The 15,767-nt window shown below is 69.8% G+C and carries 14 protein-coding genes; 11 read left to right on the top strand and 3 right to left on the bottom strand.

Going from position 1 to position 15,767, the window contains the following annotated elements:
- Positions 1 to 360: 360 nt before the first annotated feature.
- Positions 361 to 2,463 carry a glycosyltransferase gene (locus BMZ45_RS19215; RefSeq protein ID WP_091638134.1) on the bottom strand — a complete coding sequence of 701 codons (2,103 nt, stop codon included), beginning with the start codon at positions 2,461 to 2,463 and terminating at the stop codon, positions 361 to 363.
- Between the two features lie 138 nt (positions 2,464 to 2,601).
- Here BMZ45_RS19215 and mrcB point away from each other — a divergent pair, with 138 nt between their 5' ends.
- The 7 genes from mrcB (at position 2,602) to lepB (ending at position 9,958) form a co-directional block, all read left to right on the top strand.
- On the top strand, positions 2,602 to 4,992 hold the full coding sequence (gene mrcB / locus BMZ45_RS19220; protein ID WP_091638244.1) for a penicillin-binding protein 1B: 2,391 nt from the start codon (positions 2,602 to 2,604) through the stop codon (positions 4,990 to 4,992).
- 7 nt (positions 4,993 to 4,999) lie between these two features.
- Complete coding sequence (locus BMZ45_RS19225) at positions 5,000 to 5,572, top strand: hypothetical protein (protein WP_139215589.1); 573 nt, start codon at positions 5,000 to 5,002, stop codon at positions 5,570 to 5,572.
- 19 nt (positions 5,573 to 5,591) lie between these two features.
- A complete protein-coding gene (locus BMZ45_RS19230; protein WP_091638135.1) occupies positions 5,592 to 7,703 on the top strand; it encodes an ATP-dependent DNA helicase in 2,112 nt (703 codons plus the stop codon).
- Entirely contained in the window at positions 7,696 to 8,124 is a 429-nt protein-coding gene (locus BMZ45_RS19235; protein WP_091638136.1) for a VOC family protein, read from the top strand. The genes BMZ45_RS19230 and BMZ45_RS19235 overlap by 8 nt, the downstream gene beginning before the upstream one ends.
- A gap of 21 nt (positions 8,125 to 8,145) precedes the next feature.
- Positions 8,146 to 8,901, top strand: coding sequence for a tRNA (adenosine(37)-N6)-threonylcarbamoyltransferase complex dimerization subunit type 1 TsaB (tsaB, locus tag BMZ45_RS19240; protein ID WP_091638137.1), 756 nt, complete (start codon positions 8,146 to 8,148; stop codon positions 8,899 to 8,901).
- 20 nt (positions 8,902 to 8,921) lie between these two features.
- Entirely contained in the window at positions 8,922 to 9,218 is a 297-nt protein-coding gene (locus BMZ45_RS19245; RefSeq protein WP_091638138.1) for a hypothetical protein, read from the top strand.
- 122 nt (positions 9,219 to 9,340) lie between these two features.
- The gene (lepB, locus tag BMZ45_RS19250; RefSeq protein ID WP_091638139.1) at positions 9,341 to 9,958 is read left to right on the top strand and encodes a signal peptidase I; all 618 of its coding nucleotides are present in this window, start codon (positions 9,341 to 9,343) and stop codon (positions 9,956 to 9,958) included.
- Between the two features lie 84 nt (positions 9,959 to 10,042).
- Here lepB and BMZ45_RS19255 read toward each other — a convergent pair whose 3' ends face one another.
- Both BMZ45_RS19255 and gshB read right to left on the bottom strand, forming a co-directional pair.
- The gene (locus BMZ45_RS19255; protein ID WP_091638140.1) at positions 10,043 to 10,927 is read right to left on the bottom strand and encodes an energy transducer TonB; all 885 of its coding nucleotides are present in this window, start codon (positions 10,925 to 10,927) and stop codon (positions 10,043 to 10,045) included.
- Complete coding sequence (gene gshB, locus BMZ45_RS19260; protein ID WP_091638141.1) at positions 10,924 to 11,877, bottom strand: glutathione synthase; 954 nt, start codon at positions 11,875 to 11,877, stop codon at positions 10,924 to 10,926. Before gshB ends, BMZ45_RS19255 begins: the two co-directional genes overlap by 4 nt.
- Positions 11,878 to 12,216: 339 nt before the next feature.
- Between gshB and pilG the strand changes: the two genes are divergently transcribed.
- From pilG to BMZ45_RS19280, 4 genes are all read left to right on the top strand, one after another.
- Entirely contained in the window at positions 12,217 to 12,615 is a 399-nt protein-coding gene (gene pilG / locus BMZ45_RS19265) for a twitching motility response regulator PilG (protein WP_055900524.1), read from the top strand.
- A gap of 19 nt (positions 12,616 to 12,634) precedes the next feature.
- Positions 12,635 to 13,000: a response regulator transcription factor gene (locus BMZ45_RS19270; RefSeq protein ID WP_056182274.1), complete on the top strand. Its 366-nt coding sequence runs from the start codon at positions 12,635 to 12,637 to the stop codon at positions 12,998 to 13,000.
- A gap of 18 nt (positions 13,001 to 13,018) precedes the next feature.
- On the top strand, positions 13,019 to 13,570 hold the full coding sequence (locus tag BMZ45_RS19275) for a chemotaxis protein CheW (RefSeq protein ID WP_056182272.1): 552 nt from the start codon (positions 13,019 to 13,021) through the stop codon (positions 13,568 to 13,570).
- 111 nt (positions 13,571 to 13,681) lie between these two features.
- Entirely contained in the window at positions 13,682 to 15,706 is a 2,025-nt protein-coding gene (locus BMZ45_RS19280) for a methyl-accepting chemotaxis protein (protein WP_091638142.1), read from the top strand.
- Positions 15,707 to 15,767 lie beyond the last annotated feature (61 nt).

Genomic DNA, 15,767 nt, shown 5'->3' on the forward strand with positions numbered 1-15,767 from the left:
CGGGTTCGGGGCTGGCGCCGGGATTTTTCGAATGGACATCCTTGTCCATTCGAAAAACGGCGCGCGTCCTGCGCGCCGCCCTTCGGGTCTACGGTTGGTCGGATGAGTGCGGGGCTTTTGGGCTTCAATGCCGCGGCAACGGCAACGGCAACGGCAACGGCAACGGCGCGCGCTATGCCGGTCGTAGGATGTGGTGAGCCGTAGGCGAACCGCATCGTTCGCGCGGTGTGGCAGGGCGTCGGGAAATCGGCTTGCGATCTGGCCACGATCGCCGCAACGCGGCGGTGCGTGCGAGGCCGAGGCGTGTGTTCGGCTGTGCCCGGAGGAGAACGCTGTCGCTCGCTCCTCACTGCTCCAAACTCACTCCTGCCTCAATAGCACCCTGCGCACCACGTCGCGCGCGGCGTCGAGCGAGAAATGCGTTTCGACGTTGCGCAGGCCGTTCTCCGACAGCCGCTGCCACAGCGCCGGGTCTCGGTACAGGCGCAGCACCGCTTGCGCGTAGCCGGCGGCGTCGTCGGCGACCAGGGCGTCTTCGCCGTCGCGCAGGTGCATGCCTTCGACCGCGCAGCGCGTGGCCACCACCGGCTGGCCATGGGCCATGCTCAGGTTGACCTTGCCCTTGACGCCGGCGCCGTAGCGCAGCGGCGCCACCGCGATGCGCGCGCCGTCCATGTACGGGTCCAGGTCGGGCACATGGCCGTGGATCTCGATGCCGGGCTGTGCCGCGAGCGCGGCGATCTCCGGCGGCGCGTCGGCGCCGATGCAGTGGAAGCGCAGCTCCGGCAGCTCGGCGCGGATCAGCGGGAACACCTCGGTCGCGAACCAGCGCACCGCGTCCACGTTCGGCGGATGGCGGAAGCCGCCGACGAAGACCAGATCGCGGCGCTGTTCGAACGGGCGGCCGGCGCCGGCGACGCGATGCAGGTTGGACAGGATGTCGACCCGGGCCTGCGGCGCGTCCTGGGCCAACAAGCTGCGCTCGACCTCGCTGACCACGAAGGTCGCGTCGGAGCGCGCGATGATGTCCAACTCCAGCTTGCGGGTGGCCTCGGCCGCGCGCGCCAGCGCCGGGTCGGCGGCGACTTCGGCACCCCGGCGTTCGCGCAGGTAGTGCAGGTCGACGGTGTCGAACACCAGCCGGGCCTGCGGCGCGTACTTGCGCAGCAGCGGCAGCAGTTCGCGCAGCACGTAATGGCGGCAGACCATGACGGTGTCGAAGCGCGGCCCGTGCTCGCGCAGCCAGGCCGGCGCGCGCTGCGCGTGCGGCGCATGCCAGACCTCCACGCCCATGCGCTGCAGGTCTTCGGTATAGCGGCCGTCGTTGGCACGGTTGGCCGGCAGGAACACCACCTGCGCGCCTTCCTCCAGCAGCAGCCGCATCAGATTGACCAGGCGCAGCGAACCCGAATCGCGGTCCGGCTGCGGCACCAGCGCGTCCACGATCAGCACGCAGCGGCGCCCGCGCGCGTGCGCGGCGCGGTCGGCCGGCGTGTTCGCCGGCCATTGCGCGTCCAGCGTCTCGCGCCACTTTTCCGCGAACACGCCGCGGTTGCGCACCTGGTAGGCCTTCACGCCCGAACCGGTGTCGGTGCCGGCGGTGATGCCTTCGCAATGCACGACCCGCGACTTGGGCTGGTAGACCACGCGCAGACCGGCGGCGCGCACCGCGAAGGCCAGGTCGGTGTCTTCGTAGTAGGCCGGCGCGTAGCGCGTGTCGAAACGGCCCAGGCGCTCGAACAGCGCGGTCGGCAGCGCGATCGCCGCGCCCGAGCAATAGTCGGCGTCGCGCAGGAAGGCGTAGCGCGGATGGTCGGGGGCGTCGAAGCGGCCGTAGTTCCAGCCGCTGGCGTCGGCGAACACGATGCCGCCGGCTTCCTGCAGGCGGCCGTCCGGGTAGACCAGCTGGGCGCCGACCAGGCCGACGTTCGGCTGTTCGTCGAAGGTCGCCAGCAGCACGTCCAGCCAGCCCGGCTGCGGGATGGTGTCGTTGTTGAGGAAGACCACGTACTCGCCGCGCGCCATCGCCGCGCCGTCGTTGCAGGCGGCGATGAAGCCGCCGTTGCGGACGCGGCGGTGGTAGCGCAGGCCGGCGACCTGGCGCAGCGAGGCTTCGGTGGCGTCGGAACTGCCGTCGTCGACCACGATCACTTCGAACGCCGCCGCGGGCGCGCGCGCGGCGAGCGCGCGCAGACAGGCCAGGGTGTGGGCGAACTGGTTGTAGACCGGGATCACCACGCTGGCGCGCGGGCGCTCGGAGGTCGGCAGCGCGAACGGGGCGAAGGGCTGCTCCTGCGGCAGCCACAGGGCCGCACGCTGGGCGTCGGGCACGCGCCGGAACTGGCGCAGCACGCGCTGCCAGGAAGCGGCGAGACCGCGGGTACGCAGGCTGATCAGGCCGCGTCGCGCCAGACCCGTTCCCCGGTCCAACATAAACCGAAGATCGGTCCAACTCATCGCCATCGAACGCTCGCCATTGCTGAAGGGATTCCCTAATACGGATACGGTGGCCGGGCCCGCCGCGCGGCGGCGCCGGCCGGCTGCGTTAGACTCGATGGCTACGAGGGCGCAGCCCCGTCATTGTCCCATGCCGTGGCCCGAATCGATTACGACGAAGACGACAGCTCCGACGACGCCCGCTCGCACGACGGCGCCGCCCCCACCTGGAAACGGCGCCTGGTCACCTGGACCCTGGCTGCGATCGGCCTGGGGCTGGGTTTCCTGATCCCATATACGCTCTACCTCAATCACGAGGTCGGGCAGCGCTTCGGTCAGCTGCGCTGGCAGATCCCCACGCGCGTCTACGCCCGCCCGCTGGAACTGACTCCCGGCTTAACCCTGGATGCGACCACGCTCAAGACCGAGCTGGACGCGTCGGCCTACCGCGACGACGGCGCCGGCGCGCGCACCGGCACCTACGCCCGCGAGGGCGGGCGCTGGACCATCTCCAGCCGCGGCTACAACGACGTCGACGGCGCGATCGCCGGGCGCCGGATCGAAGTGGTGCTGTCGGGCGGCCGCGTGGCCAGCCTGCGCGAGGCCGGCAACAAGAAATCGCTGAAGGTCGCGCGCCTGGATCCGGCCCGCATCGCCACCCTGTACGGGCAGAAGCAGGAGGAGCGCCGCCTGGTCCGGATCGAGGACGTGCCCGAGCTGCTGGTCACCGGCCTGCAGGCGGTCGAGGACCGCGATTTCAACAGCCATTTCGGCATCGATATCTCCGGCATGATCCGCGCGGCCTTCAAGACCGCGACCGGCACCCGCCAGGGCGCCAGCACCCTGACCCAGCAGCTCGCGCGCAGCGGCCTGCTCGGCATCGGCCAGGAGCAGACCCCGACCCGCAAGGCCAAGGAAATCCTGTACGCGCTGCTGATCGAGGCGCGCTACGACAAGCGCACCATCCTCGAGGCCTACTTCAACCAGGTCTATCTGGGCCAGCGCGGCTCGCAGGCGATCCACGGCGTCGCCGCCGGCGCCGAGTTCTGGTTCGGCCGCGACCTGCGCGACCTGAGCACCGAGCAGATCGCGCTGCTGATCGGCATCGTCAAGGGACCGTCCTACTACGATCCGCGCCGCAATCCCGAGCGCGCGCTGGACCGGCGCAACTTCGTGCTCGGCGAGATGCACGAGACCCAGCTGATCGACGACGCCGAGTACCAGCGTGCGCTGAAGACCCCGCTGGGCATCACCAAGACGCCGGGCAGCACCGCCGCCAACCGCTTCCCGGCCTACGTCGACCTGATCCGCCGCCAGCTCGCGCGCGACTATCCGGCCGACGCGCTGGCCGGCGCCGGCTTGAGCGTGATGAGCGGCATGGCGCCGTCGGCGCAGGCCCAGGCCGAAGGCGCGGTCGCCCGCACGCTCAAGAGCCTGGACAGCAAGCGCCGCCCGCCGCTGCAGGCCGGCCTGGTGGTCACCGACGTGCACAACGGCGAAGTGGTGGCCGTGGTCGGCAGCCGCGACGTCGCCCAGCACGGTTTCAATCGCGCGGTCGAAGCGCAACGTCCGGTCGGCTCGCTGCTCAAGCCCTTCGTGTATCTGCTCGCGCTGGCCCAGCCGGGCAAGTACTCGCTGGCCAGCTACGTCGACGATTCGCCGGTCACCGTCACCCTGGGCAAGGGCAAGCGCTGGAACCCGGGCAACTCCGACGGCCGCAGCCACGGCACGGTGCGCCTGGTCGACGCCCTGGCGCAGTCCTACAACCAGGCCACGGTGCGCGTGGGCATGCAGGTCGCGCCCGAGCGCGTGGCCGGCCTGATCAAGACCCTGGCCGGCATCGAGGCCGATCCGAACCCCTCGCTGATCCTGGGCGCGGTCGATCAAAGCCCGTACGCGATGGCGCAGCTGTACCAGTTCCTCGCCTCCGGCGGCGAGATCCAGCCGCTGCACGCGGTGCGCGGCGTGCTGGACGCCAACGGCAAGGCGGTCAACCGCTACGACAAGGAACCGGCGCCGGCGCAGGAAGGCGATGCGATCGCGGCGCGTCTGATCACCATCGCGCTGCAGCAGGCGGTGTCCAGCGGCACCGGCCGCCAGCTCGTCAACGACGGCCTCGGCCGTCTGTCGCCGGCCGGCAAGACCGGCACCAGCAACGACGGCCGCGACAGCTGGTTCGCCGGCTGGACCGGCGATCATCTGGCGGTGATCTGGGTCGGCAACGACCAGAACAAGGAAACCGGCCTGTACGGCGCCACCGGCGCGATGCGGGTGTGGTCGTCGATCTTCTCGCGCCTGCCCAGCGCGCCGCTGCAGGTCGGCGACAAGGGCATCGACTGGCAGTTCATCGTCAACCAGAACACCACCGACCCGGGCTGCGCCAGCGCGCGCCGTTTCGCCTTCGTCGCCGGTTTCGCCCCCGACTACGCGCCGTGCCCGATGCCGCAGGCCGAGCCGGAGTCCGAAGGCGGCGGCTGGCGCGACTGGTTCGGTATCGGCAAGCGCGACGACGAAGAGGCGCCGGCCGAGCCGGCGCCGGAGCAGCAGGAGCAGTGAAGTGCGTATGAGGTTCCGTACCAGCGTGTGGCTGGCCTTGAGCGTCGCGTGCGCGGCCTGCAGCACGGCCCCGCAGGCGCCGCCGCAACCGCCGTACGACGCCGAGGCCGCGGTCGCCGCGATCCGCAAATCGGCGGTGGCCGCGCGCGAGCTCGACGTGCAACCCCTGCGCGACAACCGCGTCGAGGACCTGCGCCAGAGCGCGAGCGCGCTGGAGAAGCAGCGCAAGTACGCCGAATCCGCCGCCGCGCTGGACCAGGCCCTGGCGATCAACGCCAGCGACCCGGCCCTGCTGCAGGAGCGCGCCGAAGCGGCGCTGCTGCTGCGCAAGCTCGACGATGCCGAGCGTTACGCCAAGCAGGCCTACGACGGCGGCTCCAAGGTCGGGCCGCTGTGCCGCCGCCACTGGAGCACGATCGCGGCGGTGCGCCAATCGCGCCTGGACGTGCTCAAGACCACGCCGGTCTACAAGGAGGAGTTCGACGCCGTGCTGGCGCGCATCTCCCAGGCCGGCCGCGACGTCGCCGCCGCGCGCGCGCAGGCCGACGCCTGCACCGTTTCCGCGCCGCCGCGGTATTGAAGGCGAGGGGGTGGGCGTAATGGAACCTGGCCGCCTCGGCGTCGCCAGCCGCGCCGCGTTGAGCGAAGGCGGCGACCTCGCGCGCAGCATCGCCGCGTTCGCGCCGCGCCCGGCCCAGCAGGACCTGTCGGCGGCGATCGCCGACGCGTTCGAGTCGCGCGGCACCCTGTTGGCCGAGGCCGGCACCGGCACCGGCAAGACCTATGCCTACCTGGTGCCGGCGCTGTTGTCGGGTCTGAAGACCATCGTCTCCACCGGCACCCGCGCGCTCCAGGATCAGCTCTATCACCGCGACCTGCCGCGCGTGCGCGACGCGCTCGGCGTCGGGCTGAAAACCGCCTTGCTCAAGGGCCGCGCGAACTACCTGTGCCTGTACCGCATGAAGCAGGCCCAGGGCGAGCCGCGCTTCGGCAGCCGCGAGCTGGCCGCGCAGTTTCAGCGCATCGTGTCCTGGGCCGGGCGCACGCGCATGGGCGATCTGGCCGAGCTCGAAGCCCTGCCCGAGGACTCGCCGCTGCTGCCGATGGTCACCTCGACCGCGGAGAACTGCCTGGGCAGTGAGTGCCCGATGTTCGGCGATTGCTTCGTGGTGCAGGCGCGCCAGCGTGCCCAGGCCGCCGACATAGTGGTGGTCAACCATCATCTGTTGCTCGCCGACCTGGCCCTGAAGCAGGAGGGCTTCGGCGAAATCCTGCCGGGCGCGCAGGCCTTCGTGGTCGACGAGGCGCATCAGCTGCCCGACCTGGCCGCGCAGTTCTTCGGCGAGGCGCTGAGCGCGCGCCCGCTGGTCGAGCTGGCGCGCGACGCCCTGGCCGAGTGCAAGCATTCGCCGGGCTCGCTGGCGGTCATGCAGGGGCCGGCGCGCGACCTGGAACAGGCCGTGCGCGCGCTGCGCGCGGCGATGGACGAACTGCCGGTGCGCGCGACCCGCAAGCGCGCCGCCGAGCTGCCCGCGGTCGAGTACGCCTTCGACGTGCTGGCCGCGTCGCTGCAGCAGATCCAGACCGCGCTGGCGCCGCTGCGCGAGGCCGCCCCCGGTTTCGACGGCTGCCACGCGCGCGCCAAGGAATTCGAATCGCGCCTGCGCCGCTGGCGCGGCGAACCGCGCCGCCATGGCGAAGCCGACGATATCGTCGACGAGCAGGGCGACGACTTCGAAGTGCGCATGCCGCTGCCGACGAGCATCGACGACGAAGGTTTCGGCGAGGAGCCGACGCCGCCGCAGGCCGACGCCAGCGTGCTGTGGTACGAGCTCACCGCGCGCGGCTTCCGTCTCAGCCGCACGCCGCTGGACGTGGCCGGTCCGCTCGCCGAGCACCGCGAGCGCTCGCGCGCGTCCTGGGTGTTCACCTCGGCCACGCTCGCGGTCGGCGGCCAGTTCCAGCATTACGCGCACAAGCTCGGCCTGGTCGAACCGCAGACCCTGCTGGCGCCCAGCCCCTTCGATTGGGAGCGCCAGGCGCTGTGCTATCTGCCGCGCGGGCTGCCCGATCCGATGGTGCGCCACTACAACGAAAGCCTGGTCGACAAGCTGCGGCCGGTGCTGGAAGCCTCCGGCGGCCGCGCCTTCGTGCTGTTCGCCTCGCACCGCGCCCTGCGCGAGGCCGCCGAGCTGCTGCGCGGCGGGCCCTGGCCGCTGTTCGTGCAGGGCGAGGCGCCGCGGCCGGTGCTGCTGGAGCGCTTCCGCGCGTCCGGCAACGGCGTGCTGCTGGGCGCGGCCAGTTTCCGCGAAGGCGTGGACGTGGCCGGCGAGGCGCTGAGCGTGGTGGTGATCGACAAGCTGCCGTTCGCCGCGCCCGACGACCCGGTGTTCGAGGCGCGCCTGGACGCGATCCGCCGCAGCGGCGGCAATCCCTTCCGCGACGAGCAGCTGCCGCAGGCGGTGATCGCGCTCAAGCAGGGCGCCGGCCGCCTGATCCGCACCGAGACCGACCGCGGCGTGCTGGTGCTGTGCGACCCGCGCCTGCAGTCCAAGAGCTACGGCCGGGTGTTCATGGAGTCGCTGCCGCCGTTGCCGCGCACCCGCGAGATCGCCGACGTGGCCGCGTTCTTCGCCCCCGGCGCCGATGCGGCGCGGGCCGAGTCGCTAGAATCCAGTCAGGACCCCAGCCAGGAGCAGGACCGTGACTGACAACGATCAGGGCCGCAAGCCGCGCGTGCACGGCCTGGGCGGCGTGTTCTTCAAGGCCCAGGACCCGGCCGCGCTGTCGCAGTGGTACGCGCGCCATCTCGGCATCGACGCCCAGGACTGGGGCGGCGCGCTGATGTTCTGGAACCGCGCCGACACCGGCGAAAGCGCCTGCACCGTGTGGTCGCCGTTCAAAGCCGACACCGAGTACTTCAAGCCCAGCGACAAGCCCTACATGCTCAACTACCGCGTCGACGACCTCGCCGGCACCCTGGCCGCGCTGCGCGCCGAGGGCTGCCAGGTGTTGGATCGCTACGAGGAAAGCGAGCAGGGCAAGTTCGGCTACGTGGTCGATCCCGAAGGCGCGCTGATCGAGCTATGGCAGCCCGCGCCCGACGACGCTTCGACCGCGCCGCCGGCCTGAGACCCGCATGAGTCACGCCGCATGAAACTGCTCGCCTTCGAAACCGCGACCGAGGCCTGTTCGGTCGCGCTGTGGATCGACGGCGAACTGCGCCAGCGCCACGAGCTCGCGCCGCGCCGTCACGCCGAGCTGTCCCTGCCCTGGGCCGAGCAGCTGCTGGCCGAAGCCGGGATCCGCAAGTCGCAGCTGGACGCGATCGCGTTGGGCCGCGGCCCGGGCGCGTTCACCGGGGTGCGCCTGGCGATCGCGATCGGGCAGGGCATCGCGTTGGCCTTGGACCGGCCGATCGTGGCGGTGTCGACCCTCGCGGCCCTGGCCCTGGGCGCGCGCACCGCGCCGTGCGCGATCGACATGATTCGCGCTCCGCTTGCCGACGCGAGCATCGGCGAGCCTCAGCGCGTCCTGGCCTGCATCGACGCGCGCATGGGCGAGGTCTACACCGGCGCCTTCGAACTGCGCGACGGCGACGCGTTCGCGCTGGACGCCGAGGCCGTGCTCGCGCCGGAAGCCGCCACGCTGCCCGACGACCGCGACGGCTGGCTGGGCGTGGGCACCGGCTTCGGCGCTGCCGACGGTGCGCTGGCGCGGCATCTCGGCACGCGCTTCCTGGCGATCGACGCCGGCGCCCTGCCGACCGCCGGCGACGTGGCGCGGCTCGCGGTCGCCGCCTACGCGCGCGGCGAAGCGCTGGCGCCGGAACGCGTTGAGCCCGCCTATCTGCGCAACAACGTTGCGTTGACGATCGAGCAGCAACGCGCGCTGCGCGCCAGTCGCTGATCGCGGTCGTCGCAAGAACGATGGATAAGTCCGAGTTTGCCGCGCTCATCCGGCTGCCTCGCCAGTGGCTGGATCTGGACCTGTATCCCGACGAGTTTTTCCAAGCGCAGCTGCAGCTTTTCCTCGAAGATGGCGGCTCCGCGCAAGACGATACCGGCGATGGAATTCCCGGCGCCGAGCACTACCGCAATGGCGTGTACTGGTACTGGATCAAGCGTCCGGACGAATGCGATCGGGCTCTGATCGAACGTCTGATCGCCTTGGATCCGTGCGAGTTGCTGAGCCGTCATCTGCTGAAGCAGTTGCGCGGCGCTTAAAGACTGCGCCGGTGTTCTAGTCGCCTACCGCCCCATTGGTCGCCATGACGTCCGGCCTAGGCGTGTGGGAACTCCGACGATGCCGCGCGGGTCACTCCTGCACACCTTAAGGAGAAAGCGCCATGACGAATAAGGGAAGGCAGCCCGGTCTGCGCGGTTGGATGCGCAGCGAAGGTCGGTCCCTGCTGGTGATGCTGGTCTTGCTGACCGTGGCGCGCACCTCGTTCGCCAATCACTACGTGGTGCCCAGCGGCTCGATGGAGCACACCCTGATGCCGGGCGACCGGGTCGCGGTGGACATGTCGGCCTACGGTCTGCGGATTCCGTTCACCGAAACCACGCTGCTGGCGCGCGGCGAGCCGCAACGCGGCGACGTGGTCGTGTTCAAGTCGCCGGCCGACGGCACCCGTCTGATCAAGCGCGTGGTCGCGGTCGGCGGCGACCGGGTCAGCGTGATCGACGGGCATCTGGCGATCGACGGCCTGCCGATGGCCTCGGCGAGCGAGCCGGAGGTCGAACGGTTCGGCGCGCATCGCGCGCGGCTGAATCTGGATGCCGGCGGCGGCCCCGACGTCCTCGACGCGGTCATTCCGCCGGGCCAGGTGCTGGTGATGGGCGACCACCGCGGCAACAGCCAGGACGGCCGCTACTTCGGCCTGGTGCCGGCGAAATCCCTGTACGCCAAGGCGCTGGGCGTGTACTGGCGCAGCGGCGAGGGACCGGTCTGGAAGTCGCTGTGAGGCCGGCTTTGCGGCCGGATCGTGCGGCGCTCGCCGTGTTCGCGGCGAGCGCGTCCTGGCGCTAGGAATCCGGCCGCGGCCGGCTCAGTCGTCGACCAGGGCCCCGTCCGGCAGGAACTGCCAGGTCCGGGTCACGTGCAGGATGTCGGGGTCTTCGTCGGTGTGCGGCAGCGGCGGGTAGGGCTCGGCCAGGCGGGCGATGCGCAGCGCCGAGGCGTCCAACAGTGGGATGCCGCTGGACTGGACGATGTCGGCGCGTTCGACGCTGCCGTTGCGGCGCACCGCCACGCTGATCACGACCTGGCCCTGCAGGCGGCGTCGGCGCGCTTCGTCGGGGTAATTGAGGTTGCCGACGCGCTCGACCCGGTCGACCCAGCCGCGCAGATAGCCGGCCCAGGCGTATTCCTGGGTGCTGGCGGAGACGAACTTGCGCTTGGGTCGCTTGGCGTAGCGCTCCGAGCGCAGGTGGATCTCGGCGGCCAGGCGCGCCATGCGGATGTCGCGCTCGATCTTTTCCGGGCCCACCGGCAGCGGACGTTCGCTGGGCGGGGTGGTGGCCTGGGCGCGCGCGGCCACGAATTCGCCGCGCGAGGAGCTGATCACCCGCGCCTGCGGCGGCGGGGCCGGGGCCGGCGACTGCGCCTGCAGGGCGCGCGCGGCCACCCCGGGCTCGGGCTGCGGGGCCGGGCCGGACTGGTTTTCGCGCGGGCGGCTGCTCTTGTCGTGCTCGCCGCCGCCCTGGTTGTTGGCCTGGGCCATGAAATCGGCCTGCTTGGGCGTGAGCGCGGTCGAGGTCTGGGTCAGGATCACGTCCAGGGTCGGCATCACCGGCGCGGCCTGCTCCAGGGCGTAGCCGACGCCGAGCACGAACACGCCGTGGATCAGCAGGGACAGCACCATGGTCGCGCTGAAGCGGCCCTCGCCGTCCAGACTGGCGCCGCCGGGGGCAGGGGCCGCCGCCGCGCTCATGCCGCCCGCACCGCCCGGGCTTCGATGGCATCGAACAGCAGGCCGGCGATGTTGAGGCCGAACTGGGCGTCCAGCTCGCGGATGCAGGTCGGGCTGGTCACGTTGACCTCGGTCAGGTAGTCGCCGATCACGTCCAGGCCCACGAACAGCATGCCGCGGCGCTGCAGCTCCGGGCCGACCTGGGCGGCGATCCAGCGGTCGCGCTCGCTCAGCGGGCGGCCTTCGCCGCGGCCGCCGGCGGCCAGATTGCCGCGGAACTCGTCGCCCTGCGGGATCCGCGCCAGGCAATAGTCCACCGCCACGCCGTCGACCAGCAGGATGCGCTTGTCGCCCTGCGCGATCTCCGGCAGGTAGCGCTGGGCCAGGGCCAGGCCGTGGTCGCCGGTCAGGGTCTCCAGGATCACGTTGAGGTTGGCCTCGCCCGCGCGGGCGCGGAAGATCGAGCGCCCGCCCATGCCGTCCAGCGGCTTGAGCACCGCCTCGCCGTGCTCCTGCACGAAGGCCTTGAGCTCGGCCGGGTCGCGGCTGACCAGGGTGGGCGGGCAGCACTGCGGGAACAGCAGGGCGGCCAGCTTCTCGTTGTAGTCGCGCAGGCCCTGGGGGTCGTTCACGACCAGGGCGCCGGCGTTCTGGGCCACGCTCAGGATCTGGGTGTCGTGCAGGTAGTTGGCGTCGACCGGCGGGTCCTTGCGCATCAGCAGCACATGGCCGCGGCCGAGCACGAGTTGTGACCAGGGCCCCAGTTCGTACCAGCCCTTGGGGTCCTCGCGCACCGTCAGCGGGGCGACCGTGGCCAGGGCCTCGCCGTTGCGCAAACTCAGCGCACCGGGGCGCACATAGTGCAGTCGGTGGCCCCTTCGCTGCGCTTCCAGCAGCATCGCGAAGGTGGAATCTTTGGCGATCTTGATCGACCCGATCGGGTCCATCACGACGACGATGTCGAGCGGCATGGGCGATTCGTACCTGGAAATGTGCGCGATGGTAGCAGGCGGGTCATCGATATCTGCCATCATGTAGCGTCAGGATTGGTCCTTGCCGGGCCCTTTCTGACTCGTCGGGTCGGCCTTCGCCGGATTCCCGACGGGACCGACCCAATTCGTGCGCACGCTCGGACGCGAACGGGCCCTCGCGCCAGCCGCAGCCTCAGGGCTCGGCGGGCGCCATGGTCCACGCGTTCAGCTTTATTGCTGGAAAAACGCGTGCTTGACAGCATGCGCGCGGCTTGGAATAAAGGCATCTTCGCGACGCGCCGGGGATTGCGCGGCGTTTCGCTCCGGGGGATACAAAGAATGCTCGATGAGGCTCGTAACGGCAGCCTCGACGGTTTGAAGGTCATGGTGATCGATGATTCCAAGACCATCCGTCGTACCGCCGAGACGCTGTTGAAACGCGAAGGTTGTGAGGTGGTCACGGCCACGGACGGATTCGAAGCACTGGCGAAGATCGCCGACCAGCATCCACAAATCATCTTCGTGGATATCATGATGCCGCGTTTGGACGGCTATCAAACTTGCGCGCTGATCAAGAACAACCAGTTGTTCAAGAGCACGCCGGTGATCATGCTGTCCTCGAAGGACGGTCTGTTCGATAAGGCGAGAGGACGCATCGTCGGTTCGGAGCAGTACCTCACCAAACCGTTTACGCGCGAGGAACTCCTCGACGCGATCCGCAAGCACGTACACGCCTGACCGGGGGGTAGGGCATCACATGGCACGCATTCTTCTGATCGAGGACTCGCCGACCGACACGGCGGTCCTGACCCAGCTGCTGGAACGCAACGGACACCAGGTGTTCGCGTCCGGCAGCGCCGAGGATGGCATCGAGGCGTGCAAGCGCGAGTTGCCCGATCTGGTGCTGATGGACGTGGTGCTGCCGGGCATGAACGGGTTCCAGGCGACCCGCGCGCTGTCGCGCGACGCCGCGACCAGCGCCATCCCGGTGCTCATCGTGAGCACCAAGGGCATGGACACCGACAAGGCCTGGGGCATGCGCCAGGGCGCCAAGGATTACATCGTCAAGCCGCCGCGCGAAGACGAGCTCATCGCGCGCATCAGCGCGTTGCTCGGCGGCTGACGCCATCAGGTACGGTCTATGAACACGCAGTCGCCGTTCGATGTGCTGGTCGATTACGAGCGCCGTAGCTTGGCGCACGTGGTCGGCTTGCCCGAGCAGCTCGACGCGCCGGGCCTCTGGCGCGGCGTGGGTTACCGCATCGGCGATCGCCGCCTGGCCTCGGGTTTCGACGAGGTGGTGGAAATCCTGCCGCTGCCGCAGGTCACCGCGGTGCCCGGCGCGCAGCCGTGGATGCTCGGCCTGGCCAACGTGCGCGGCAACTTGCTGCCGGTGGTCGACCTCAAGCAGTTCCTCGAGGGCACCCGCACCGTGCTGCACGAAAGCCAGCGCGTGCTGCTGGTGCGCCAGCCCGGCGGCGACGTCGCGGTGCTGATCGACGAGCTCTACGGCCAGCGCAGCTTCAACGACCAGCAGTTGGTCGCGGCCGACGAGATCGCGCTGGAACGCATGGCCGAAGGCCGCTACGCCAATTTCATCGACCGGGCCTACCGCCTGGCCGATCACCCGTGGGGGATCTTCAGCCTGGAACGGCTGGCCCGCACGCCCGAGTTCCGCCAGGCCGCGGCCTGACCGGCCCCGGTCCGCACCGATACGCATTGCCCTGGCTACACCGCTGCACCCCGAACCGCTCCCCCGCCCAAACCATCAAATCCGCATAAGCAACACTTTCTGAGGTCGAACATGAGCACTGTGATGGACAACGTGGCCGGCAAGGGCCGCAACCTGGGCGTCAACACCTGGCTGATCATCCTGGGCATCTCGGTGGCGGTGTTCGGTTTGAACACGGGCTACGCGACCTGGAAGGCGGCGCGACTGGGCGGCGCGAGCACCTCGGCCTCGAAGCTGCAGGTGAACTCGCAGAAGCTCGCGGTGCAGGGGCGAGAGGCGGTCGGCGGCGCCAAGGAGGCCTTCGCGGCGTTCAAGGCCACCAAGACCCAGATCGACAGCGACATCAAGCAGCTCAACGACGTCTACGGCAACACCTTCGAAGTGTCCGCCCCGATCGGGACCGTGAGCAATACCTGGGACCTGCTGGGCAAGAACGCGGACCAGGTGCTGAACTCCGAGAAGCAGGTCCTGGACCTGGCCGGCAACTTCGACAGCTTCTCCGGCCGCGTGCCGCAGCTGCAGGCGCGCCTGGACGAACTGGTGCGCGCGATGTCGGCCTCCGGCTCGCCCTCCTCGCAGGTCTACATCGCCCTGCGCCAGGTCTTGCTGGCCGGCAACATGGCCCGCCGCATCACCGAAATTCGCGCCGGCGGCAGCGGCGCCTCGCTGGCCGGCGACGCGCTGGGCCGCGACGCGGCGGTGTTCGGCAACGTCCTCACCGGCCTGCGCAAGGGCGGCGACACCTCCACCGGCGTGCTGCCGCTGAGCAACGGCGGCGCGCTCGCCGCGCTCGGCCAGGCCGAGGCGCTGTGGACCGAAATGAAGAAGGACCTGGACGCGATCGCGGCCAGCTCGCCCAAGCTGTTCGCCGCGCAGGCCGCGGCCGAATCGATCACCAGCGGCTCGGAAAAGCTGCTGAGCGACAGCGAAAACCTGTTCAGCGCCTTCACCTCGTTCGGCTCGGTGCGCAGCACCAACCCGCTCGGCCACATCCTGGTCTCGATCATCTCCGGTATCGTCGCGCTGCTCGCCATCGCCGGCTTGCTGTTCTCCTTGAACCGCGCCCAGCAGAAGCGCTACCAGACCACCAAGGAACTCAACGACCGTAACCAGGAGGCGATCATGCGCCTGCTGGACGAAATGGGTTCGCTCGCAGAAGGCGACCTGACGGTGAAGGCGACGGTCACCGAGGACATGACCGGCGCGATCGCGGACTCGATCAACTTCGCCGTCGAACAGCTGCGCAGCCTGGTGCAGACGATTACCGACACCTCGGTGCAGGTGGCGTCCTCGGCCCAGGAAACCCAGGCCACCGCCATGCATCTGGCCGAGGCCGCCGAACACCAGGCCCAGGAGATCAACTCGGCCTCCGACCGCATCAGCGAAATCGCGGCCTCGATCGACCAGGTGTCGAAGAACTCGGCCGAATCGGCGGACGTGGCGCAGCGCTCGGTGCAGATCGCGACCAAGGGCGCGGGCGTGGTGCGGCAGACGATTCAGGGCATGGACTCGATCCGCGACCAGATCCAGGAAACCTCGAAGCGCATCAAGCGACTGGGCGAAAGCTCGCAGGAAATCGGCTCGATCGTCGAACTGATCAACGACATCTCGGAACAGACCAACATCCTGGCGCTGAACGCCGCAATTCAGGCCGCCTCGGCCGGTGAGGCGGGCCGCGGGTTCGCGGTCGTGGCCGACGAAGTGCAGCGACTCGCGGAACGCGCGTCCAACGCGACGAAGCGAATCGAGACGCTGGTCCAGACAATTCAGTCCGACACCAACGAAGCTGTGAGCTCCATGGAGCAGACGACCTCGGAAGTGGTCGCCGGCGCCCGACTGGCCGAGGACGCGGGTACCGCGCTGGGCGAGATCGAAAAGGTGTCGTCCGACTTGTCCAACCTCATTCAAGGCATTTCCAGCGCGGCGCAGCAGCAGTCCAGCGCGGCCTCGAACATTACTCAAACCATGAACACGATTCAGCAAATCACCTCGCAGACCTCCCAGGGCGCCAACCAGACCGCCGAGTCGATCGGTAATCTGGCGCAGTTGGCCGCCGACCTGCGCCGCTCGGTCGCCGACTTCAAGCTGCCGGCCTAAGCCAAGCCCAGGACGACGAGGTCGCAATCAGGATGAAGATCCCAGCCGCAAGGCTTCTCCA

It is taken from the genome of Lysobacter sp. cf310 (assembly GCF_900114355.1).
In the GTDB taxonomy this organism is placed as follows: domain Bacteria; phylum Pseudomonadota; class Gammaproteobacteria; order Xanthomonadales; family Xanthomonadaceae; genus Lysobacter.